Here is a 21,245-nt window from a genome sequence, read left to right as displayed (position 1 = left end):
AACAAACGCCGATACGTTCTCCCGCGCCTTCCTACCACTCATTTCATCCCTTACTCCGATATCCTCCTCCAAAATAAAAAGCACCCGAATGAATGCTTTCTCATTAATTATTAAATTACGGCAAATTAAGTTTTATTCTTCCCTCAGCTAACAACCTCAACAGACACTCTTGGCGAACTTATCAGGTCCACCTCATTCTGTCTAACTAGGATGTTGTTAACTCAAGGAAGAGCAAAAGCTCTCCTTAATAACGGTAGCATTCAATCAGTACCATCTGCTGGTTTCGGATTTTATGTGCCGTCATTACGAACCGTTTAGAAATTTAAGAACAACATACTGAGTTGTGTTTTCCACCACTTCTCACAATACAAATATATCACGATGATGCCAAAACAACCGGCACATATACTGCCAAAAAGCGGTCACGACTCTGCCACCTTTTTTATTTAATTCATTAAAAAAGAATTGGGGCCATCATATTTACTCCGGCTACTTCTTTTAGAATTGCTGAATCTATATGAGTTGCCACACCTCTATAAGCCCTTGCATTCCCTAAAAGTATAACTGCTTCTCTAATATCAAATTCAAAGTCCCCTTTTAATCTCCATTCTCTTTCATGAGTCCAGTCAATGTAGTTATCAGCATCATCTAAGTTTAGACTTACTATTCGCCACCACTCATCTTCTGGAAGTAAATCCTTTGCAATATCTTTTTTTTCGTAAAGTACTGGTCTGCCACCATTTCTATATACATAATCCTTCGGAAAAGCTAAACCCGCTGCTACATATCGTCTTTGAGAAACTTGGTCTGTCCGCTCCTGCTCGAATAATATATTTTGACACACACCAGTCAATGGCATGTCCTGAAAACACACAGCTTTATTTCCCCCTATTATGTATCCTGATTCCGTTGTACTTCCTAATATTTTTTTATCTATTAATATTTTATTAAGTACCTCAAATGGTGATTTTATTTGTTTCCCGTTTTCATCATAAACTCCCTTTGTTAAGTGTATTAAATAGGTACTCATATCAGTTCTTTGACTATAACGCTCTCCCCATTGCTTTCTTGTATAACCCATGCTCATCCCTCCATTTTATAAACATCTATAAATTATGTTATCATAAATGACTTACCCATATCTTATATTGTGTGTAACTGACCCCTTCGCTGAATCCCTTGCAATCATTGACTTAATTAAACTTTCTCTTTTGAGTTACACAGTACGAAATTTATGAGTAACTGTATAGGAGTACCACCAGCATTTATGAAGAACAACACGCTAAGCAAAAACATACAATAACCCAGAAAATAGCTTGCTGTTTCAGCATAGAACAAAAAGGGAGTATGATAATTGTGGCTATAACAGCTTTAATCACCATTTTATTACTTTCGTTATCCTCTAGTATAGATAATTTTGGAGTAGGCATATCTTATGGTATCCGTAATATTCGTATAGGTTTTTTAGCTAACTTTATAATTGCGATTATTGCTTTTGTTTTTAGTGAAATGGGTATTTTGTTTGGGCAATATATTTCAAAAGTTTTTCCTGGTACATTATCTGACGTTATTGGTACAGTGTTTTTGTTTGTAATTGGTTTGCGAATTATTTTAATGACAATTCCAAGAAAAAAGAAAGTTAATCAAGAAGTATTTGATGACGATGAATCTGTTTCAAATGTTATTACTGGATATTTAAAATCTCCTGAAAAAGCTGACCTTGATAAATCAGGAAATATTAGTTTTTTTGAAGCTATTGTTCTTGGTATTGCTATATCTATGAATGCTCTAACGAATGGACTAGGTGCAGGGCTATTAAAATTATCTCCATTTGCTATTTCATTATCAGCAGCAATATTCAGCTTTTTAACTGTTTGGTTAGGAGTTAAATTAGGAAAAAAAGTTGCAAATGTAAAAATTGGATCTTGGACATTAGGACAATTTAGCACAGCTTTAAGTGGATTTATATTATTATTAATCGCTGTGCACAATTTGTTTTAAGTATAAATTGAGGTGAATACATTGGAGTTTTTTTAGCTTTATTATCAATCGTTATCATTGATTTAGTAATTGCTGGTGATACCCCTAGATTTAAAAAGAAAAAAGCAATGATTAGATTCTAAACCTAGTCATTGCTTTATCCATTGCATCTTGATTTACACCTATATAACGTAACGTGACCTTCTCTGAAGAGTGATTGAATATCTCCATGAGTAATGCTATGTTTTTCGTTTGCATGTACATATGATATCCGTACGTCTTTCTTAGCGTATGTGTTCCTATTTCATCTAATCCAAACTCTGCGGCTGCTCCACTTAATATCTTATATGCCATGCTACGCCCAATAGGACGATTCTTCCCTTGTCTACTTTGTAATAAATACTCATTATCTTCTCTTTCTTCAATAAACCATTTAAGCTCTCTTTTAAGAGATGCGGTAATTTGTATTCGTTTCTGCTTCCCTGTTTTCTTTTCCCTCATAGATATATGACTGCCCTTGACATCTCCTACCTTCAGTTTCAAAATATCTGAGATTCTAAGACCTGTATTAATGCCCATAATGAAGAGAATGTAATTGCGTAAGCTCTTTTCCTTAAAATACTCTTTAAGCTGCTGTATTTGCTCTGGATCACGTATTGGTTGAACAAAATTCATTATTCATTACCTCCCTTTTCTTCTGTCTCGTAAACTTCTAATCCAAGCGCAAAAGCAAGTTTATAAAACGCTTTAGATTTCCAACGTCGATAAGTACGCTCTGACATCCCTATTTCGTTATAAACCATGTAATCACATACGTCCTCTTCTTCTAAATAACGTTTATAAATAATATCTCTTTGAATACTTCCCGCACGTCCGTTCCCTAATCGATTTAGAAACTGATCAATACGTAATGACATTCTTTCAAGCCACTCTTCTCGTTTGCTTTGTTGAATATTCGCTATGGCAACATCTTCTAATGGCTTCCCAACCGCATGTGTAGGACCGTGCTCACGTATTTCATAAGAAGGAGTGACTTTCATTTCTTTACGTATCATCCAAAATTGCCTATGTATACGTACGCTTTCCAACACACCTTCTAATTCCTCTTGTGTTGCCGTTCTATCAATTTTTGGTAAGAAAGATAATTGTTTAGTCATGTAAGACCACTCCTTTTTATTTTTAAATTACTTTTGTCTTAAAGCTCCGCGTCTACGTTCATAACGTGGGCCACGAATTCTCATTAAATCTTCAATGTCACGAGTACTTAATTTTCCTTTTCGTTTTTTCTTGTTTTTCTTATTTTTCTTCTTTGCTTGTTTTGATTGCTTTTTCCACTCACGTAGCTGATCCTTTAATGCCTTCATTTCCCCATCTCCCTTTTCAAAATAAAAAGGACACCTATTCCTAAAACAGTTTTAATTGCTGCTTTAGTGAATTGGTGTCCTCTAGTTTTCTAGCCGGACTATATTCTGTTCACTTATATTTCAATTTTGTAATTAAATATGCCTAAAGGAAACATATTAAGAGCACTTCAATTTTTATTGTCTTTCACAAAAAGGTTGCTATAGACCCACTGTATTTTGAACTGATAACATAAAATGGTAAATCATAAGAGTTTAGGGGGAATAAATAACAATGGATTCATCAAAAGTAGCTTTTTTATCAGTATTAAGTAACTCTTTTGTTGTTGTTTTAAAAGTTGTTATTGGTATATTTACTGGTTCAGTCGCTATTCTTTCCGAGGCTATTCATTCATCATTAGATTTATTAGCTTCAATCATCGCTTTCTTTTCTGTCCGAATTTCAAATAAACCAGCGGATAAAATCCATCCCTATGGACACGGAAAGGTGGAAAACATATCCGGAACAATTGAAACATTACTAATTTTCATAGCTGGTTTTTGGATTATTTATGAATGTGTTCTTAAATTGATAAACCCTGAACCAATTCAACTCCCATTTTTAGGAATAGTCGTTATGTTGATAGGAGCACTCATCAATTCTGTAGTATCACGAATTGTTAACAAAACTGCTGAAAAAACAAATTCAATTGCAATGAAATCTAATGCACTACATTTACTCACTGATGTTTACACTTCCTTAGGTGTTGCAATTAGCTTATTTTTAGTTAGTTTAACTAAATGGTATTTCCTAGACCCAATCATTGGAATTATTTTAGCTGTTTATATTATGACTGAAGCCTTCAAATTAATGAAAGAGTCCTTCCCTCCATTAATTGATGCGTGTCTATTACCAGCAGAAGAACAAAAAATCATAAATATCATTGAAACTTATAAAGATGAATATATTGAGTTTCATGATTTTCGCACAAGACGCTCAGGTTCAATGGAATACATAGATTTTCACCTTGTTGTTTTATCTCACTATGACATCAAAACAGCGCATGAGTTATGTGATCGAATAGAACAAAGTATCAAGAAAAAATTTAATCGTGCTCACATACTAATCCATTTAGAGCCAGAACATGAAATTTATATTAAATTAACCTGAAAAACCATTAAATTTATTAAAGTAATTAGGAAAAAGAACGCTTACTACTAAAATGAAGCTTTTCTCCATTCACTTCCGCATAACATTTCTAATCGGTTTATACTAAAATTGTAACTTTAAAGCTACACATCCCAACTTGCAGGCCCTATTTTTCTTTTGTACAACAAGTGGCTAGCTGCTCTTATTTTGTAAATACATCCTTTGCAATTAGTTCTTCATCCTCTACAAGACCCTTACGAACTTTATCAATTGCTTTATCTAGATCAGGTGCTTCCACAAATGCTTCATAAGATTTAGTTTCAGTAAATTCAACGCGATATCTTTTCAAATCCATTCCTCCTGAATAAAATTTAATAATTCGCAAATGCTATACACAGGCGATAAGCCAGAACTCATTTAACTGTCCCTGTAATTCTTCTCTCCTCTGTATTAAGCAGTTAGCTTTTGCTAGCTGCTCTTTTTCTGCGATTGGTTACATTCACCTGATGTTTTCAACGTAATATTACGTTACAATATAAAAGATTAAAATATATTGAGCTGTTATACCATTCCCCTAGGAAACTAGGGTTTTTATTTCTACAAAATGAAATTTTTATTGTTTTCACTCCCGCATAACATTTCCAATCTGGTTTACACTATAACTGTAACTTAAAGTTACACATACTAACTTGTAGGGCCTAATTTTCTTTTGTACAACAAGTGGTTAGCTGATTAAGCTGGCTACTTTGTTGTGCCAAGTGATTTTTTCTCAACATCTAACATATAGAAATCGGATTCCATTTTTGGTAATATATACATAATCTCTATATGCTTAGCTTTATTAAAAGGACTCACCCCCTCAATGTGGGTCCTTTTTAACTCTCCTACTAAAATAGCGTTTTTGTTAAAATCCAACTTCAATTCACTTTAATTATGGTATAATCTGCATAATTCATTTTTCAAGAAAGGCTAAAATAATGAGAAAATACTTCGGTTTCATTTCAATGTTTTTAACTTCAATCTTATTTTTCAGTTCATTTTCTAGGTATATACACTTTGATTTTTTAACTGCAAGTTTTATACTATCTATCTCAATTATTTTAGCTATCCTTGCTCCGAAAGGAGATATAGCGAAAAAAATTACTTTTGCTATGTTAATCATTTTAGGTATTTTAATTGCTTGCGTATTAATTATTGCTACTATTATTGGTGCAGGGTTAGCAGAATCACAGCTACAAAATTTGAAATAATTCTATTTCTCTCAAATAAGGATTTTATTTAAATTTCATAAAACCTATCTTTGCCTAAATAGGTTCAAAATTATCTATTTAGCATATATAATACTTTTAAGCAATTTAAATTCTATACATAAGTAATGGAGGCATTAAAATGGGGAGTGTCCCAAATTTACCACCACAACAATCAATCTCCAAAAAACAAATTAATCCTAACAAGAACCTACAAACGAATAAAAAGCTAAGACGTCGTCTTTTATTAGCGCTTGCTTTTATGCTACCTATGGTTATTTCCATCCAAATTTCCATTTATAAGCAAGAACAAATGATTCAAGAAAAACAAATTACACTTAATAAAGAAAAGAAAAGATTATCTGAATTAGAAATTACAGGACGTTATTTTGAAAACGATATTAAAACTTTAACAGAGAGTGAAGAAGGTATTTTAAAGTTCGCAAGGAAATTGTATGGATTCTCCAGACCTGATGAAACTATATTTCAAATAACTGAATAGCTTTTCAATACATAAGCGATTATCATTAATCATGGAGCGATTTAATGATAATCGCTTTTTAACAAAATTCTATTAAATAACTCTTTTGTTAAGATCCATGAATCCAATTCTTAGATGAAAAACTTTTATAGAAGCACCTTTTTTGGACAAATTTACCGGATGAATTAACTGAAATTTCATGTTATTCTTAACGTGTTGAATATCCCAATACATTCAACAATGCTCCTGATTGCATACTTAGTATGCAATCACCCTATAAAGATACCTTAGCTAATACGTCCCCCTAATCGTCGTTATTGCTAAGGTATCTTTTTATACGCCCTGTGTGCAGGGCTTTTTTATTTCAGTGATGATGCTCTTTTTCCCATCTCATTATTAATGCTTTTAGTCCAATTTTTTAATAAAATTCAAATTTGATTAAAGTAACTGTGTTTTTCGTTCTTCCATACGGATTACTTTTCCACTTTGATATACAAATGATTGTTCACCAAATCCACCTTGAGGTGGTTCTATTAGTTGGACTTGACCATTTTTAACAACATATATTCCGTTTATTTTCAAATCTATTTCAGCTGTCATTTCTATAAGATTTTCTTTTCTGATTCCCACCTAGATCACTCCCATATGTTATAATTACTTTGTCGAAGTAAGTCGGGAGCAGTCTCGGCTTTTTTGTTTGTCTACAAATATCGCACAACATTTTCTGGAACAAATGATTGTTCAAGTGATAAATGGAGCCGTATTGGAATCGGCTTTTTTTCATCCCGTGCTTGCTTACACATTTTTTCTGCTTCTTCCCATACAAATTCTTTATCCTCCGATCGCTTATAGCGCCAAATACCAATCACGTAATCTTCAAACAACTCATAACGCTCATCAGGTGCTGTCGTTGGTTTTAATTCGTCAATCGCCTTTGCTTGGCGTGGTATTTGTACAACAACGTCAGCAAAACGTAGTTTAGAATTTAACCGATGAACATGAGCCTTCTTAGGATCAAATGACACAACTGATTCAACATCAAAGATTGTTAGCTGCTTTGGCATTACAATCCTCCTAGGCCTCTTTTTTATATTTAGATAACACTTGTTCTAAACGTTTACGTTCAGCTTCTAATTCGGTTTCACTACGCTCTACTGACTGAGAATGTGTTTCCGTATCTTGAGCATGTAACCAATCAGGAACAATTTCTTTTCGAGCATTATTTCTTCCACCACGTGACTGATATTTCTTACGGAATTGAGCTTGTGCAGCTTCAACATCATTAATGCTTTTATACCCTTTAGCATGCCAATCTCTTAAAATACCTTGCACATAAGACATATTAGGTGCATTTTTTTCTAAAGCGATTTTCATTGCTTTAATTACAAGTTGTGTATTTAAATCATCAATCCAAGCGTTAATACCTTCAGCTACAAAAGGTTTAAGAACTCCAAAATTTTGTTCATAAAATGCTATTGGATTTTCTTCTGCTACTTTTGGCATTTCGGAGCAGCTCGCTGCTTCTTTTGTTTCTGTTTTTGTTTCTTCTTTTTCTTTTGTTTCTGTTTTTGTTTCTTCTTTTTCCTTCATAGGGTCATCGAAGCCCCTTGCAAGCCACTCAAAACGAGCTTGGAAGTACTCCTTAATACGAGGAATTTTAAAATCTTGCTGTTTTTCTTGCTCTAAACAGGTTTCATAAAAATCAACTAAAAACTCCTCGTCTTTAATGCTCTGTATTTCTTTCAGCACACACTTTTCAATGTTCATATTTGTAATAGCATTAAATTTAAGCCAATTAAGCAACATGATTTCTTTAGTCTTCTTGTTGTAATTAATTTTTCCGTAATCACTAAACCGCTCTAATAGTTTCTCAACTGTTTCACGGTTATATCCTGTATCCATTTCTATAACACGTAATGGAAGCTCATAAATTCCACTCTGAGAAGTTTTACTGTTAGTCATTAAATACAAGTAAAAGTATTTCTCCTCTGGTGTAAGATCTAAAACAAATGCATCTTGCCAATATGAAACCTGAACAGGTCTATAAACTGCCATAATATTCACCCTCCATTGTTTTACTTGGTTTACTTTGATATACTTAATCTACTTTTATTTTTATAAAGACTCTCTATAAGAGTCTAAAATCTATCACTCTGCCAAGTGATAGATTTTTTATTTTCTACGACTAACTAATGATGCATTGATTCCTTTCCCTTGAAGATTTTTAACAACTACTCGATAACTTTTTGATACATCATGTTCTTCTCTTGCGTTACGAATACTCTTGAATTCTTTAGCGCACCTATTTAACTCTTTCTCCCAGTGATCTGCTTCATCAAGCGAACCAGCATTAAACATGTTATGAATACATGTCACCATGCAGTTATGTAATTCATTTGCAAAAGCAAAGTCTCCTGGTAGAACTAAATCAAACAGACGATTACAATCTACTTTCATGTTTCATTCCTCACTTTAAATAATTTGATACTGTACGTATCGTTATGGCCAGAAAGTACAATCTTATAAACTATTAACAATAGGAGAACAATTCTTTCTGGCCATAACGACAAGCGCAGTTGCTTGTCGCATTAAATCGGAATATGTTATAATTTATTTGTTGATATTATTGGTTATCGCGGGCTATGCGGTAGCCATTTCTTTTTTCTTTTTATTTTTCAAAACAAATGCAGCTTCTATAATACGAATTCTTATCTCCGTTAATTTCTTCTCTTGCTTTAAACTTTTAGCTTTTATAAAATCTCCACAAATTGATGCAATTCGGATATCACCATATAAATTTGCTTCTTTTCTCACCAGTTCTTTATATTGCTTTAAAGTTGGACTCACATAGTCAATTGTCATTACTTTAACCTCCCTAATAATAATCAAATTAACCATCTGTATATTTCCTTGCTCTCAGTGAAACCTTCCAATACTTAAATATATCTGTCATTGAAAAACCGTACTGATCACATAAGACCGCTACAAGACTCATCATCGAACCTGTAGCATCTAAAATTTCATGCATAGCTTTTTTCATAGATTCTTTCTCCTGTTCAGACCATGCTTGTGAAGGTTTAAACCAACATAATGTATCAAGTTGTTTCAAAGCTTCATTTGTTTCTTGCTGAACCATATACCTCATACTTGTAGGATGCAGATCTATGTATTCTCCATTAAAAAATGGAATGCTTACATGACCAGCTGCTTCACTCCACATTTTAAAAAACAATTGTGGGTCGTCTATTCCTTCAGTAATACATTTTCTTAAGTCTTTCGGTATTCGCCGTTTTTCAGTTTCATATTTTGCTAACGACTCACGACTTACAGGGATTTCTAAGGAGAGTTGTTCTTGAGTGATTCCCTTTCGTTTACGTGCCATAGCAACTTCTTTTCCTATAGACATCGTTTACTTCCCCCATTCGTACCTAATGTATTATTTATTTGTGACACCCCAACATGGTAACTTAGTATTAGACGGATTCTTTAAATGGATTGTAGTACTCTGTATTGTTTTCTACCCAGTCAGTATGATTTTCCATCCACTTAAATAAAAGATGTGTAGGGATAAGAACTCCTGCTTCTCGACATACTGGAAAATCAGAGCGATTTAATAACTCAGATGCTTTGGTGCGTTTAATATGTAACAGATCCATTAATTCCTTAATAGTTAAAAATGGTGGTAATTCTTTCATTGGTTGAAGATGCTCAGTTGCTTTTTGTACTTCTTCTCGGATAATCTGTCGGAATGATTCGATATCGAAGTTAATCATATTTCTCCCCCCTTAGTATTTTTCCACAAGACCACACACTTTGTGCAGTTAATAATCAAAAAAAATAGATTGAACTGTAACACCATAAAAATTGGCTAATTTTATTTTTATACCATCTCTTGGAATTCTCTGTGCATTCTCATACATTTGTAATGTACTCACACTGATTCCTATCGCCTCTGCAATTTCCTCTCTAGATTTTCCATTTCTTAAATTAACAAGAGTTGCTGCTACTTTTCTCTTATTCATATCTACACCCCCTTAACCGCACATATCGTGTTGTTAATTTAAAATATAAACCACACACTCCGTGTTGTCAACACTTTTCGTGTGGTTAAAACTTAGAAACTTAATCAAATAACACGCAATGTGTTATTATAAGGACAGGTGATAAAATGAAAACATTCGGAAATATACTACGTGAATTAAGAAAAGAAAAGAAAATAACTCAAAAAGATTTAGCAATTACGCTTAAACTTAGTGAAAGTACCATCGGTATGTATGAAAGAAATGAGCGCCAACCCGATTATGATACATTAAATCGTATTGCTAATTATTTTAAAGTAACAACTGACTTCCTCCTTGGAAGAACAACTAGTTACCAAGAACATGTACCAACTAATATTGACGTGGATCCAGAACTGGGTCTCTGGTTTAAAGATATTAAAGATGCTTCACCTGAAAAACGCGAAGAGTTAAAACGCTTTTGGGAGTTTATAATGCAGAACGAAAAGATTAGACAAAATAGATATAAATAAAATAGATAGTTTATTACAAAACAAATACACGCTTCATGCGTGTATTTGTTTTGTAATATATTCGTTTTATCGATATATTATTCTTATCCAATAGAGAAAGGTGGTCCGTATTCTACTTTGAGTAGTAAAGCGCAGCAATTCAGAAAAGGAGGTTCTTAAATGAACTGGAGAAAAATGTTTGGTTATCGTTCTAAAACAGGCTGGAAAATGTTTATTGCTTCTATTGTTTATAGCATAATTTTATTTTTAATTCTTCAAGCAATTATTCCAAATTTTATCCACCCTATAATTGTTAACATTGGTTTTTGGGGCTTTTTGTTAAGTTTACTAGCTTTAATTATTGGATTAATAAAACCACAATTTGTGTTACCAAAAATACAAATTAAAACAAGAAAAAAAGTATTATATTCATATTTATATCTAGCTTTAGCATTCTTTTTAATGAGTAGTGCGTTTGTTGATGGCAAATCAGCTTCCAAACAAACTGCCCAAAAGGTAAACACAAAAGTTTCCACTTCAGCTGATAATAAAGAAGACACAAAGAAGAAAGAAGAAGCTGATCGCAAGACGCAAGAAGAAGCTCAAGAAAAGGCTGATCGCAAGACACAAGAAGAAGCTCAACGTAAGGATCAAGAAGAGGCTGATCGCAAGACGCAAGAAGAAGCTCAACGTAAAGCTCAGGAAGAGGCTGATCGTAAGGCTCAAGAAGAAGCTCAACGTAAAGCTCAGGAAGAGGCTGATCGCAAGGCTCAAGAAGAAGCTCAACGTAAAGCTCAGGAAGAGGCTGATCGTAAGGCTCAAGAAGAAGCTCAGCGTAAAGCTCAGGAAGAGGCTGATCGTAAGGCTCAAGAAGAAGCTCAACATAAAGCTCAGGAAGAGGCTTCACAAAAGAAAAGCGCTACAGTTTCCTCATCTAGTGTTAATCGTGGAGGCTCTAATGGCCAGCCTTTCCAGAATGATCCTAGTGATGACAAAGAATCCAACACTACTTGTAAAGGACAAATTAAAGGAAATGCCAATTCGAAAAAATACCATGTTCCTGGTGGGCAATATTATGATTCTACAAAAGATAATATCGTATGGTTCTGTTCAGAAGCTGATGCTCAAGCAAATGGTTATGTGAAATCTAAACGGTAACCTTTAAATTATTAATTCTTAAGCTTGGAAAGCTCTTTTGTTGAGATTCCCAAGCTTTTGATTAAATAGAAACTATATAAATTTATTAGTATTCTGTGACATTTGTTGGTCAAGTTTTAACTTATTTACAAAATCAATTAAAAATATTATTAAATCTATTATTAACACTCGGTACTCTACCAATAACATGCCTACTGTGAAAAATTCAGATATACTAATTATATACTTAACAAAACATGAAAAAAGAATCTTACCAATTCTAAAAATCAATTTTTATACCATCTTAACTAAAGTCATTAACCCCAATTTCTTCCGCTCGCCTTATAAATATTCCTATTTTTTCATTAAGTACTCCAAGTTTATTCAAATAGCTTTTTAAGTCCATTTTTCTATTATATTCTAAATCACGGAAGATTAATTGGCTTAATTCATTATATTCCTCTTCCCATTCTGGGACATAATATTGCATTTCAAACAAATTAAATTTCTTTGCTCTTTTAATATTAGCCTCAATTTCATTAGAAAGTTCTATAAATAAATGTGCATCTTCTGTAGTATAATGTTGATAAATTAATGATTTAATTAAATTTTTATAATTACCTTCTGAAATATCCGTTTTATTTTTGTTCATTTCCTCACTATCTTTAATATTTAAAGTTAAATCACTAACATTTTGCATATTATAATAAAAATCATCCAGATACCTTTTAGTATTTTTTAAATCTTCTTGTATATCTGACTCTACATTGTAACTAGCATAGAGATTTACAAATTGTAATGGTGTTAATATTTTAAATGTTTTTCCACCGCTTAAATTATAAAACTCTTCAACTAATTCTCTTCTAGCACCTATAACCTCCTCATTGCTAGACGTATAAACCCAATCAGGTTTATTATCAGCTGTAATATAAATAACATCGCTTTGTAACTTACAAATTTGATTCCATACAATTATATCCCCATACTTATTGTCTTTTTTTCCTTTATCCATATACCCAGGTGGAATATTGGCTGCCAACCTTTTATTCCACTCCTCATGTAATTCTGCTTCACTTTTTGTTTCTTCTGGATCAAAAAAACTTTTTCTGATAATATTATTATACTTTTTAAGGATAGGATCCGAGTCTAGACATTCACCTAAATTGCTTTTCAAGCCATTTAAAGCTTCTATATAATCTTTACGAATATCTTTTAATTGGGTTATGGCTTGTTCGAATTTACTTTCTATTTCTACAATTGGTTCATACTGACTTTCCAAAACCTCTATTGCTGGAATAATTTTATCTAAAGATTTCCCATTATTTTTCACACTCGGAATATTACTAATAAATTGATGTAATTCGTTAATCCAATTCTTTATTTTTTCAGGCCTATTCTTTGCAAATTCTCTAACTACATGAGAAGGGATTTTTAATCTATCTTGATTAGAAAGATCAGTTAAAATCTCTAAAATTTTTTCAAAAGTAACGTCCTTCCACTGATAAGCCATTAAAAGAACATTTGTATCAACAACTACTGTTGCCTTTTCTAGCATTGCCTTTGTATCACTTGTTTCAATAAAAAGATTATGATAGTTATTTGACATGTTTATACTCCCCAAATATAATTTCTAATTTATTTAACTTCATATTTTTCTTTTGGTTGTTCTTTCTCTATTAAAAATACATTAAATATATCTCCCCTGTTTAATAAAACGATTATACTAATTTTGCTACAGTTGGCACATCAGCCGGCGCCCACGTAAAGTTTTTCAAGTTATTAGTGGTAACCCACATTAATTCGGCATGTTCAAGAGCATTAGGTATGCCGAATTCTATTTGTGCCTTATATGTAGTTAAATGCACTTTAATTTTCTCATACTCATGCTCAACTTCTTCTATTTTCTTTCCTACAGTAATAGTACAGTCCAACTCTTCTTTAATCTCTCGTATTAACGCTCCTTTAGGATCTTCGCCCTCATTTATTTTTCCGCCTGGAAACTCCCAGTAATTCGGTAATGACATTGTGGGGGCACGTAACGCACAAAGTATCTCTAGATAAATTGAAATGTTCCAAAATTTGTTTTTGTGTTACCATTGTTTTCATTTCCAACTACTCTCAACCCTCTTTTCCATATATTTCTTTCATTTATTACCGTACCTTAACATTTAATTCCTGACAAGATATTAATTAGCAATCTCATACAATTTTATATATATAAATTAATATACAAAAATAACACTTCAAACTCTTTCTCTTTTATTATAAAATAAGAACAAACGTTCTTATTTTATAATTTAAATGGAGTGAAAATCATGTTTCAATCGCAACCCTACTACACGACACAACTCGAAGACTATATCCAGCACATGTACCAATCCTTATCTATTATTGTTCCAGAAGAAATTGATATGATGGAGATTGCGAATAAATTAAGTATTTGGATTTACTTTGCCCCATTTGGAAGCCATGCTATTGAAAGAAGTGGAATGTATAGCTTAGTAATTGATAATCGTAAAACAAAACAGGAACAATGGGAAGATTTCGGACATGAGCTATGCCACATACTCTTACATTCTGGTAATCAATTATTAATGCCTAAAATGTTTCTAGATTATCAAGAAGCAAAAGCTAAGAATTTTGAATTACATTTTTGTATACCAACTTTCATGTTAAGAAACTTGCTTCCTTCACATTTAACAGTACATTTTATAGCTGAGACTTTTAACGTCTCACTCCAATTCGCTGAAAAAAGGCTACTGCGTTATGAAAATCAACTATTAGCTAGTAAGTTGCAAGATGCCATTACTCAACACTACAAAATGATTTAATAATTTTTTAAGGAGGGTTAAATTTGAAGGGATACTTTCATAAACGTGGAGATAGATGGTCATTTACTATAGATGTTGGTATAGATCCAATGACAGGAAAAAGAAAGCAAAAAAGTAAAGGTGGATTTAGAACTAAAAAAGAAGCTCAAAATGCTGCTGCAAATATGATTACAGAGATTGAAAAAGGAATGTATTTTGACGACAAACAATTAAATGTGTTAGATATCTGGGAAAAATTAAAGCCTATTCGTAAAGCTGAGTTAAAAATAACATCTTATGAAAAAGACATGAGCTTAGTCAGACTTTATATACTTCCCACATTTGGCTATAAAAAAATTAAAAGCATTAAACCTGTAATGATTCAAAGCTATTATGCTGAACTTAAAGAAAAAGGTCTGTCAAATGGTACAATCAGCAATATCCATCGCTGCTTCAGATGCATATTCAAACATGCTGTAGAATGGGAAATCATACATGATAATATAATGAATAAAGTAAAAAAGCCGCGTGAAGAGCAAGGTGAAATGAAAACCTGGTCGAGTGAGGAATGTAATCGATTCATTCAATATTTAAAAGAAAAAAACAAAAAATACTATATGTTCTTTTTACTTGCGATCTATACAGGTATGAGACGTGGAGAGTTACTTGCGTTGACGTGGAAAGATATTGACTTTGATAACAGACGTATCTTAGTTAATAAATCTCTTGTAAAAACTGAAGATGGACTATTTAAAGCTGCTACAAAAACTAAATCTTCGAATAGAAGCATTAGCATCTCTTCCTTTGTTGTAACAGAATTACAATCATACTACTTTTATAAAAAGAAAGAGTCCTTCCGCTGGGGTATCCACTTGAATGAGGAGGCCTATATCTTCGCTGGCAATACGATTCATTCTCCCTTACATATAGATGCGCCTCATCGTTTTTTGAAAGACCATTATAAAAAAGCTGGTGTTCCACGAATTCGTATTCACGACTTAAGGCATACACATGCAACACTTATGCTACAAGCTGGTGAGCACCCTAAAATTGTTCAGGATCGCTTAGGACACTCTTCTATTCAAATGACTTTAGACAAGTATAGCCATATTACACAAAACATGCAGCAACAAGCCGCAGAAAATTTTGAGAATGTAATAAAACCTTATGAAAATATCAAATAAAAAGCGAAAAAATTCTAATGTGAGCAAAATGTGAGCATCGATAAAAAACAAAGTTTATAAACCTTGATATATCAAGGTTTATAAGCCTATATCGTTGAATCTTGGGAGAAGAATGAGCAGTTTTAGTATCTATTTAAAAAAATATAAAAACTTCAAAAATGCAAAATCCCTTATGTATCTTATCAAGACCTTTTTTTAAAAAATCCAGTAAAAATAACCCCCCTCACATATTTTACATGACTAATATGTGAGGGGGGTTTATTACTTTTCGTGCTCCCGCTAAATAGACAACTTAAATCCCACTTTGAGAGCCCCTAATGACTTCTATGATAATAATTGGATTTAACAATTACTGCAGAGAAAAATTCTAGATAATCATTTATTAAGATTTAATAAATTATTGCCATGAGCTTAATTGATGCAAAAAAGGAGTCCAATGTCATTCGGACTCCTACCTATATTCTAAACGTACTTTCAGGAATATTTTTGTCAAGTTCATTAATAATTATTTATTTTTTCTAAAACTATAAAAATTGTACATTTAACTTAGTAGTTTTTTAAATTGCAGTAGATATAAATACAGAGTATACAGCACTTTGAGTAATCCCCGGAGTAATAAAAAGTGATATAGCATCCGATCTTGCAACTGGATTACCAGGTATCGTACTAGTCCATGTAACAGTTGCGGGTGCAACTACTGGATTTGGGTCAAATACTTTTACAGGCTGTGGTCCAATATCAGTAGGTTTAATTGAAAATACTATAGTTCCAGTAATATTAGCTGTAAGGGTAATTGTAGATACTATTTGACCAGCTCCGGGTGAAGTTAGATTAATAGGTACATTATCACATACTTGCAGTACATATACACCCGTAGCTAAATTATTTATATTTATAGAAGTGGAAAAACCAACAATACTACCAGCCCCACCTGTTACATAAGGCAGTGTTAATGAATCTGCACCAGGTGATCCTGCTGTACGCTGAAATCCTGAATTAGTACCACCAAAAAGGATAGCCTTTGTAGAAGTTGTTGCCGTAGGACCGGTGGCTCCAGTAGACCCGGTTACTCCGGTTGGTCCCGTTGATCCGGTTGACCCGGTTGGTCCCGTTGATCCGGTTACTCCGGTTACTCCTGTTGGTCCAGTTGATCCGGTTGACCCGGTTGATCCAGTTACTCCGGTTGACCCGGTTGACCCGGTTGACCCGGTTGATCCAGTTGGCCCGGTTACTCCGGTTGATCCGGTTGATCCGGTTGATCCGGTTGATCCGGTTGATCCGGTTGATCCGGTTGATCCGGTTGATCCGGTTGATCCGGTTGATCCGGTTGATCCGGTTGATCCAGTTGGCCCGGTTACTCCGGTTGGTCCCGTTGATCCAGTTACTCCGGTTGATCCAGTTACTCCGGTTGATCCAGTTACTCCGGTTGATCCAGTTACTCCGGTTGACCCGGTTGACCCGGTTGATCCTGTTGGCCCGGTTACTCCGGTTGGTCCCGTTGATCCAGTTACTCCGGTTGATCCTGTTGGCCCGGTTACTCCGGTTGGTCCCGTTGATCCAGTTACTCCGGTTGGTCCAGTAGACCCGGTTGACCCGGTTGACCCGGTTGACCCGGTTGACCCGGTTGACCCGGTTGACCCGGTTGACCCGGTTGACCCGGTTGATCCTGTTGGCCCGGTTGGTCCCGTTGGTCCCGTTGGTCCCGTTGGTCCAGTAGATCCGGTTGATCCTGTTGGCCCGGTTACTCCTGTTGGTCCCGTTGGTCCCGTTGATCCTGTTGGTCCCGTTGATCCTGTTGGTCCGGTTACTCCGGTTGACCCGGTTGATCCTGTTGGCCCGGTTACTCCGGTTGATCCTGTTGGCCCGGTAGGCCCTGTTGCTCCCGTTGATCCTGTTGCTCCCGTTGATCCTGTTACTCCTGTTGCTCCGGTTGATCCCGTTACTCCGGTTGATCCTGTTGATCCGGTTACTCCGGTTGGCCCCGTTGGCCCGGTTACTCCGGTCGGTCCCGTTGGTCCAGTAGATCCGGTTGACCCTGTTACTCCTGTTGGTCCCGTTGGCCCGGTTAACCCGGTTACTCCGGTTGGTCCCGTGTCCCCAGTTGATCCGGTTACTCCTGTTGGTCCCGTTGGTCCAGTAGATCCGGTTGACCCTGTTACTCCTGTTACTCCTGTTAATCCCGTTGATCCTGTTGCTCCAGTTGATCCGGTTACTCCGGTTGGCCCTGTTGATCCTGTTGATCCGGTTACTCCTGTTGCTCCGGTTACTCCAGCGGGTCCCGTGTCCCCAGTTGGTCCCGTTGGTCCCGTTGGTCCAGTAGATCCGGTTACTCCTGTTGGTCCCGTTGATCCCGTTGATCCTGTAGGCCCTGTTGATCCGGTTACTCCTGTTGGTCCAATAGGACCACCTGATGCCCCAGTAGGCCCGGTTACTCCAGTAAACCCAGTTGGTCCAGTTGGTCCCGTTGATCCAATTGATCCAGTTACTCCAGTTACTCCAGTTACTCCAGTTGGTCCCGTTGCTCCAGTAGACCCTGTTGCTCCAGTAGACCCTGTTGCTCCAGTAGACCCTATTGCTCCCGTTGATCCAATTGATCCGGTTACTCCAGTTGGTCCCGTTGATCCAGTTGGTCCGGTTACTCCAGTAGACCCTGTTACTCCAGTAGACCCTGTTGCTCCAGTAGACCCTGTTGCTCCAGTAGACCCTGTTGCTCCAGTAGACCCTGTTGCTCCAGTAGACCCTGTTGCTCCAGTAGACCCTGTTGCTCCAGTAGACCCTGTTGCTCCAGTAGACCCTGTTGCTCCAGTAGACCCTGTTGCTCCAGTAGACCCTGTTGCTCCAGTAGACCCTGTTGCTCCAGTAGACCCTGTTGCTCCAGTAGACCCTGTTGCTCCAGTAGACCCTGTTGCTCCAGTAGACCCTGTTGCTCCAGTAGACCCTGTTGCTCCAGTAGACCCTGTTGCTCCAGTAGACCCTGTTGCTCCAGTAGACCCTGTTGCTCCAGTAGACCCTGTTGCTCCAGTAGACCCTGTTGCTCCAGTAGACCCTGTTGCTCCAGTAGACCCTGTTGCTCCAGTAGACCCTGTTGCTCCAGTAGACCCTGTTGCTCCAGTAGACCCTGTTGCTCCAGTAGACCCTGTTGCTCCAGTAGACCCTGTTGCTCCAGTAGACCCTGTTGCTCCAGTAGACCCTGTTGCTCCAGTAGACCCTGTTGCTCCAGTAGACCCTGTTGCTCCAGTAGACCCTGTTGCTCCAGTAGACCCTGTTGCTCCAGTAGACCCTGTTGCTCCAGTAGACCCTGTTGCTCCAGTAGACCCTGTTGCTCCAGTAGACCCTGTTGCTCCAGTAGACCCTGTTGCTCCAGTAGACCCTGTTGCTCCAGTAGGTCCAGTAGGTCCAGTAGATCCAGTAGGTCCGGTTGGTAATGTAAATGGCGGTATTGGTGGTAATGTAGGTCCTACAAGGTTAGGATCAAGTGCTCCAGCAGATATAAAATCATCTGGGTTTAATCCTTTCAAATAGTCTCCACTCTCATATGACATATAACCCCCCCTTGCCATTTGAAAATTTTATTCACTGTATGACTTACACATGCTGTTAAATAGTTAATTAACTGGTTTTTAAATTTCATTAAAAATATAAGTTAAATTTGTCAAAGATTTATTTACTACTAATGAAGTTTAATCACATATGTATCTTATGATTAAATTCTTTGAATATGCCCTAACCAAATATCTTTATAATAAATGAACCTTCGGTACAACAAACTTATATAATAGAAAAAATAACTTCAAGTGAAAGCAGCAATAAATAACTGGAAAGAAATTTATGGAAATGTTAGAGCTACAGAAAAATATATCGCATGGTAATTTCTTCGAAATGTATCCTCCAAGACTTCAATTCCAACAATTTCTTATATGCAAATTCTCAGGATTTCCCTTATCTCCATTACATAAAATGTATATTTATTATCCAGTCTAAATCTGTATTATAGTTAATAAGACAAATAGCAATTTCCGATTAGACCAAGCTTGTTGAACATCCGCGTATGCAAACTTTAATTGCTCACGTAATTCCTTATTTTCTCCTTCCAATTTCTTAATTCGACGTTTCAAAGAATCTATGATGGCATCTTTGTTATTCTCATTCATCTCACGTTTGATTTGCTTCAAAGTTGGTGCTTGTGCTTGTTGTTGCCGCAAGGATTCAACCCTTCCGCGTAGGTATGACGGAACAAGTGAGGGTGAACATCAATTCCTGTTTTCTGCCGCAACCGTTTAAACAGAGCTTCCACATCGCTATATGTCATGGGCTTTCCTGTGTTCTCACCACGTAACTTTACAAATACAAAGTTTGTATCGATACTCAGTTCATCAACGACTTCATACAGGTAGTCATCATATAAATCCATTAGAGCTTGTGATATAAAAATCTCTCTTTCACCTGTTTTGAGTTTTGCTCCGTTTTCCAATTCCCCACGGTCCGTCAAGCGAATGCGGTGCCCTTTTCCATAATCAAATTGGAAGTCCTCCAGGAATAGGGAAAGTATTTCTCCAATCCGCAATCCAGTTTCAAACAAAAGTTGAATCATAAATGTATCCCTTATATTTGTGGTAGCCCCTAAGATCTTTTGCACCTGTTCCTTTGTGAGTATTTGTATCCTCTTGCGAGGCTCTTTTACCTTTAACACATTCCTTACAGATGGCTGGTCTTTATTGACATGGTGAAGAAAGCTCTTGTAACGTGTTCGCCCGCCTGTAAAAACCTGGCGCATTAACTTCTCGCCCATATCACGTGGCAACGCTTCGTTACGATACAAGTAGTCATAAAATTTTGTTACAGTGGTGGCCGTCAGGTTCACCGTTCTCTCTGCTTTCTTTGCTTTCACAGGAACAAGCGGTGTTACCCTGTTACTCTCATAAGGATTCCGTAACCACCCCACAAACTCTACCAAGTCCTCCAGTCGTATTTCTCTATAATCCTTTTCTATCTCCTGTAAGTAAGAGAAATACTGTTTTAATGCATAACAGTACGTCTTCTGTGTATTGGGACTTTTCCCTGTGGCATCCAAATATTTGAGGTACTTCAACACAGGAATTACAGGAATGCCTTTTTTATCTACTAAAATGTATCTTTTACCTTCTTCTAGTACTATCTCTTGTACACGTATAGTTTTTCACTCCTAAACTCTTTTTCTTTTACGCTCGATTTCACGACTTCTCTACGCCTCCCGCTATGGGCTAAATCCTCTAACTCAAAAAACTAACTAAGTTCCCTAAACATTATATACATACTAAACTATATCTTTTATATCTGATTATACATTCTAATATGTATGAAAAAAGAGGATATATGCTCTCATACTGAACATAGTATCCTCTTCTAATTATAGTCTGTTTAAATGTA

The 21,245-nt window shown here is 35.7% G+C and carries 24 protein-coding genes and 2 pseudogenes; 7 read left to right on the top strand and 19 right to left on the bottom strand.

Annotated features, from left to right (window positions below; genetic code table 11):
- Positions 1-454: 454 nt before the first annotated feature.
- A complete protein-coding gene (locus LUS72_RS10640) occupies positions 455-1,081 on the bottom strand; it encodes a DUF2971 domain-containing protein (protein WP_264448904.1) in 627 nt (208 codons plus the stop codon).
- Between the two features lie 275 nt (positions 1,082-1,356).
- Here LUS72_RS10640 and ytaF point away from each other — a divergent pair, with 275 nt between their 5' ends.
- Positions 1,357-2,001 carry a sporulation membrane protein YtaF gene (gene ytaF / locus LUS72_RS10635; protein WP_205753518.1) on the top strand — a complete coding sequence of 215 codons (645 nt, stop codon included), beginning with the start codon at positions 1,357-1,359 and terminating at the stop codon, positions 1,999-2,001.
- Between the two features lie 111 nt (positions 2,002-2,112).
- Here the strand turns inward: ytaF and LUS72_RS10630 are convergent, their stop codons facing one another.
- The 3 genes from LUS72_RS10630 to LUS72_RS10620 are packed head-to-tail and all read right to left on the bottom strand — an operon-like array spanning position 2,113 to position 3,344.
- Entirely contained in the window at positions 2,113-2,655 is a 543-nt protein-coding gene (locus LUS72_RS10630) for a site-specific integrase (protein ID WP_264448903.1), read from the bottom strand.
- Positions 2,655-3,137, bottom strand: coding sequence for an ArpU family phage packaging/lysis transcriptional regulator (locus LUS72_RS10625; protein ID WP_097831887.1), 483 nt, complete (start codon positions 3,135-3,137; stop codon positions 2,655-2,657). The genes LUS72_RS10630 and LUS72_RS10625 overlap by 1 nt, the downstream gene beginning before the upstream one ends.
- Before the next feature lie 27 nt (positions 3,138-3,164).
- Positions 3,165-3,344, bottom strand: a complete 180-nt coding sequence (locus tag LUS72_RS10620) for a hypothetical protein (protein WP_264448902.1) — start codon at positions 3,342-3,344, stop codon at positions 3,165-3,167.
- A gap of 271 nt (positions 3,345-3,615) precedes the next feature.
- Here LUS72_RS10620 and LUS72_RS10615 point away from each other — a divergent pair, with 271 nt between their 5' ends.
- Positions 3,616-4,491, top strand: a complete 876-nt coding sequence (locus tag LUS72_RS10615) for a cation diffusion facilitator family transporter (protein ID WP_097831885.1) — start codon at positions 3,616-3,618, stop codon at positions 4,489-4,491.
- Positions 4,492-4,672: 181 nt separating this feature from the next.
- Here the strand turns inward: LUS72_RS10615 and LUS72_RS10610 are convergent, their stop codons facing one another.
- Together LUS72_RS10610 and LUS72_RS10605 are read right to left on the bottom strand one after the other, a co-directional pair.
- A complete protein-coding gene (locus LUS72_RS10610; protein WP_264449091.1) occupies positions 4,673-4,819 on the bottom strand; it encodes a hypothetical protein in 147 nt (48 codons plus the stop codon).
- 603 nt (positions 4,820-5,422) lie between these two features.
- Complete coding sequence (locus LUS72_RS10605; protein WP_033656731.1) at positions 5,423-5,632, bottom strand: hypothetical protein; 210 nt, start codon at positions 5,630-5,632, stop codon at positions 5,423-5,425.
- A gap of 227 nt (positions 5,633-5,859) precedes the next feature.
- On the opposite strand from LUS72_RS10605, the gene LUS72_RS10600 reads away from it, so the two are divergent.
- Positions 5,860-6,219: an FtsB family cell division protein gene (locus LUS72_RS10600; protein ID WP_113734722.1), complete on the top strand. Its 360-nt coding sequence runs from the start codon at positions 5,860-5,862 to the stop codon at positions 6,217-6,219.
- 417 nt (positions 6,220-6,636) lie between these two features.
- On the opposite strand, the gene LUS72_RS10595 is transcribed toward LUS72_RS10600, so the two are convergent.
- From LUS72_RS10595 to LUS72_RS10560, 8 genes are all read right to left on the bottom strand, one after another.
- Complete coding sequence (locus LUS72_RS10595; protein WP_264448901.1) at positions 6,637-6,828, bottom strand: DUF3954 domain-containing protein; 192 nt, start codon at positions 6,826-6,828, stop codon at positions 6,637-6,639.
- Between the two features lie 71 nt (positions 6,829-6,899).
- A complete protein-coding gene (locus LUS72_RS10590) occupies positions 6,900-7,262 on the bottom strand; it encodes a cell division protein SepF (protein ID WP_264448900.1) in 363 nt (120 codons plus the stop codon).
- 10 nt (positions 7,263-7,272) lie between these two features.
- Positions 7,273-8,253: a DnaD domain-containing protein gene (locus tag LUS72_RS10585; RefSeq protein ID WP_264449057.1), complete on the bottom strand. Its 981-nt coding sequence runs from the start codon at positions 8,251-8,253 to the stop codon at positions 7,273-7,275.
- A gap of 117 nt (positions 8,254-8,370) precedes the next feature.
- Positions 8,371-8,655, bottom strand: a complete 285-nt coding sequence (locus LUS72_RS10580) for a hypothetical protein (protein ID WP_264448899.1) — start codon at positions 8,653-8,655, stop codon at positions 8,371-8,373.
- Between the two features lie 183 nt (positions 8,656-8,838).
- The gene (locus tag LUS72_RS10575) at positions 8,839-9,060 is read right to left on the bottom strand and encodes a hypothetical protein (RefSeq protein ID WP_000151171.1); all 222 of its coding nucleotides are present in this window, start codon (positions 9,058-9,060) and stop codon (positions 8,839-8,841) included.
- A 28-nt stretch (positions 9,061-9,088) separates the two neighbouring features.
- On the bottom strand, positions 9,089-9,604 hold the full coding sequence (locus LUS72_RS10570; protein WP_098588778.1) for a helix-turn-helix transcriptional regulator: 516 nt from the start codon (positions 9,602-9,604) through the stop codon (positions 9,089-9,091).
- Positions 9,605-9,671: 67 nt separating this feature from the next.
- Positions 9,672-9,971 (bottom strand): helix-turn-helix domain-containing protein, encoded by a 300-nt coding sequence (locus LUS72_RS10565; RefSeq protein ID WP_264448898.1) that lies wholly within the window; start codon positions 9,969-9,971, stop codon positions 9,672-9,674.
- Positions 9,972-10,019: 48 nt separating this feature from the next.
- Complete coding sequence (locus tag LUS72_RS10560) at positions 10,020-10,220, bottom strand: helix-turn-helix domain-containing protein (RefSeq protein ID WP_264448897.1); 201 nt, start codon at positions 10,218-10,220, stop codon at positions 10,020-10,022.
- 146 nt (positions 10,221-10,366) lie between these two features.
- On the opposite strand from LUS72_RS10560, the gene LUS72_RS10555 reads away from it, so the two are divergent.
- Both LUS72_RS10555 and tolA read left to right on the top strand, forming a co-directional pair.
- Entirely contained in the window at positions 10,367-10,729 is a 363-nt protein-coding gene (locus LUS72_RS10555; protein WP_264448896.1) for a helix-turn-helix domain-containing protein, read from the top strand.
- Positions 10,730-10,888: 159 nt separating this feature from the next.
- Positions 10,889-11,866: a cell envelope integrity protein TolA gene (gene tolA / locus LUS72_RS10550; RefSeq protein WP_264448895.1), complete on the top strand. Its 978-nt coding sequence runs from the start codon at positions 10,889-10,891 to the stop codon at positions 11,864-11,866.
- 283 nt (positions 11,867-12,149) lie between these two features.
- On the opposite strand, the gene LUS72_RS10545 is transcribed toward tolA, so the two are convergent.
- Together LUS72_RS10545 and LUS72_RS10540 are read right to left on the bottom strand one after the other, a co-directional pair.
- Complete coding sequence (locus LUS72_RS10545; protein WP_264448894.1) at positions 12,150-13,451, bottom strand: PIN-like domain-containing protein; 1,302 nt, start codon at positions 13,449-13,451, stop codon at positions 12,150-12,152.
- 112 nt (positions 13,452-13,563) lie between these two features.
- Positions 13,564-13,914, bottom strand: coding sequence for a (deoxy)nucleoside triphosphate pyrophosphohydrolase (locus LUS72_RS10540; RefSeq protein ID WP_264449056.1), 351 nt, complete (start codon positions 13,912-13,914; stop codon positions 13,564-13,566).
- A gap of 246 nt (positions 13,915-14,160) precedes the next feature.
- Between LUS72_RS10540 and LUS72_RS10535 the strand changes: the two genes are divergently transcribed.
- On the top strand, positions 14,161-14,676 hold the full coding sequence (locus LUS72_RS10535) for an ImmA/IrrE family metallo-endopeptidase (RefSeq protein ID WP_264448893.1): 516 nt from the start codon (positions 14,161-14,163) through the stop codon (positions 14,674-14,676).
- 23 nt (positions 14,677-14,699) lie between these two features.
- On the top strand, positions 14,700-15,839 hold the full coding sequence (locus tag LUS72_RS10530; RefSeq protein WP_264448892.1) for a site-specific integrase: 1,140 nt from the start codon (positions 14,700-14,702) through the stop codon (positions 15,837-15,839).
- 557 nt (positions 15,840-16,396) lie between these two features.
- Here LUS72_RS10530 and LUS72_RS27315 read toward each other — a convergent pair.
- The 3 genes and pseudogenes from LUS72_RS27315 to LUS72_RS10515 all read right to left on the bottom strand — a co-directional run.
- A complete protein-coding gene (locus LUS72_RS27315) occupies positions 16,397-19,381 on the bottom strand; it encodes a collagen-like protein (RefSeq protein WP_420720172.1) in 2,985 nt (994 codons plus the stop codon).
- Positions 19,382-19,816: 435 nt separating this feature from the next.
- Positions 19,817-20,062: pseudogene (locus LUS72_RS27310) on the bottom strand (hypothetical protein); the annotation flags it as partial.
- Positions 20,056-21,009 (bottom strand): annotated as a pseudogene (locus tag LUS72_RS10515) (tyrosine-type recombinase/integrase); the annotation flags it as partial. The pseudogenes LUS72_RS27310 and LUS72_RS10515, both read right to left, overlap by 7 nt.
- Positions 21,010-21,245 lie beyond the last annotated feature (236 nt).

The sequence above is a fragment of the Bacillus cereus genome, from assembly GCF_025917685.1.
Lineage (GTDB): Bacteria > Bacillota > Bacilli > Bacillales > Bacillaceae_G > Bacillus_A > Bacillus_A cereus_AT.
The sequence above is the reverse complement of the archived record's forward strand: the minus strand, read 5'-3'. Positions and strand labels throughout refer to the sequence as shown.

What these genes read in the sequence shown, in the direction of transcription:
- LUS72_RS10555 (WP_264448896.1), top strand. Translation starts at nt 10,367, where the DNA reads ATGAAAACATTCGGAAATATACTACGTGAATTAAGAAAAGAAAAGAAA.
- LUS72_RS10560 (WP_264448897.1), bottom strand. Translation starts at nt 10,220, where the DNA reads ATGAATAAGAGAAAAGTAGCAGCAACTCTTGTTAATTTAAGAAATGGA.
- LUS72_RS10615 (WP_097831885.1), top strand. Translation starts at nt 3,616, where the DNA reads ATGGATTCATCAAAAGTAGCTTTTTTATCAGTATTAAGTAACTCTTTT.
- LUS72_RS10620 (WP_264448902.1), bottom strand. Translation starts at nt 3,344, where the DNA reads ATGAAGGCATTAAAGGATCAGCTACGTGAGTGGAAAAAGCAATCAAAA.
- LUS72_RS10585 (WP_264449057.1), bottom strand. Translation starts at nt 8,253, where the DNA reads ATGGCAGTTTATAGACCTGTTCAGGTTTCATATTGGCAAGATGCATTT.
- LUS72_RS10605 (WP_033656731.1), bottom strand. Translation starts at nt 5,632, where the DNA reads ATGATTAACATAGCAAAAGTAATTTTTTTCGCTATATCTCCTTTCGGA.
- LUS72_RS10625 (WP_097831887.1), bottom strand. Translation starts at nt 3,137, where the DNA reads ATGACTAAACAATTATCTTTCTTACCAAAAATTGATAGAACGGCAACA.
- LUS72_RS10545 (WP_264448894.1), bottom strand. Translation starts at nt 13,451, where the DNA reads ATGTCAAATAACTATCATAATCTTTTTATTGAAACAAGTGATACAAAG.
- LUS72_RS10580 (WP_264448899.1), bottom strand. Translation starts at nt 8,655, where the DNA reads ATGAAAGTAGATTGTAATCGTCTGTTTGATTTAGTTCTACCAGGAGAC.
- tolA (WP_264448895.1), top strand. Translation starts at nt 10,889, where the DNA reads ATGAACTGGAGAAAAATGTTTGGTTATCGTTCTAAAACAGGCTGGAAA.
- LUS72_RS10590 (WP_264448900.1), bottom strand. Translation starts at nt 7,262, where the DNA reads ATGCCAAAGCAGCTAACAATCTTTGATGTTGAATCAGTTGTGTCATTT.
- LUS72_RS10640 (WP_264448904.1), bottom strand. Translation starts at nt 1,081, where the DNA reads ATGGGTTATACAAGAAAGCAATGGGGAGAGCGTTATAGTCAAAGAACT.
- LUS72_RS10575 (WP_000151171.1), bottom strand. Translation starts at nt 9,060, where the DNA reads ATGACAATTGACTATGTGAGTCCAACTTTAAAGCAATATAAAGAACTG.
- LUS72_RS10565 (WP_264448898.1), bottom strand. Translation starts at nt 9,971, where the DNA reads ATGATTAACTTCGATATCGAATCATTCCGACAGATTATCCGAGAAGAA.
- LUS72_RS10600 (WP_113734722.1), top strand. Translation starts at nt 5,860, where the DNA reads ATGGGGAGTGTCCCAAATTTACCACCACAACAATCAATCTCCAAAAAA.
- LUS72_RS10535 (WP_264448893.1), top strand. Translation starts at nt 14,161, where the DNA reads ATGTTTCAATCGCAACCCTACTACACGACACAACTCGAAGACTATATC.
- LUS72_RS10630 (WP_264448903.1), bottom strand. Translation starts at nt 2,655, where the DNA reads ATGAATTTTGTTCAACCAATACGTGATCCAGAGCAAATACAGCAGCTT.
- LUS72_RS10570 (WP_098588778.1), bottom strand. Translation starts at nt 9,604, where the DNA reads ATGTCTATAGGAAAAGAAGTTGCTATGGCACGTAAACGAAAGGGAATC.
- LUS72_RS27315 (WP_420720172.1), bottom strand. Translation starts at nt 19,381, where the DNA reads ATGTCATATGAGAGTGGAGACTATTTGAAAGGATTAAACCCAGATGAT.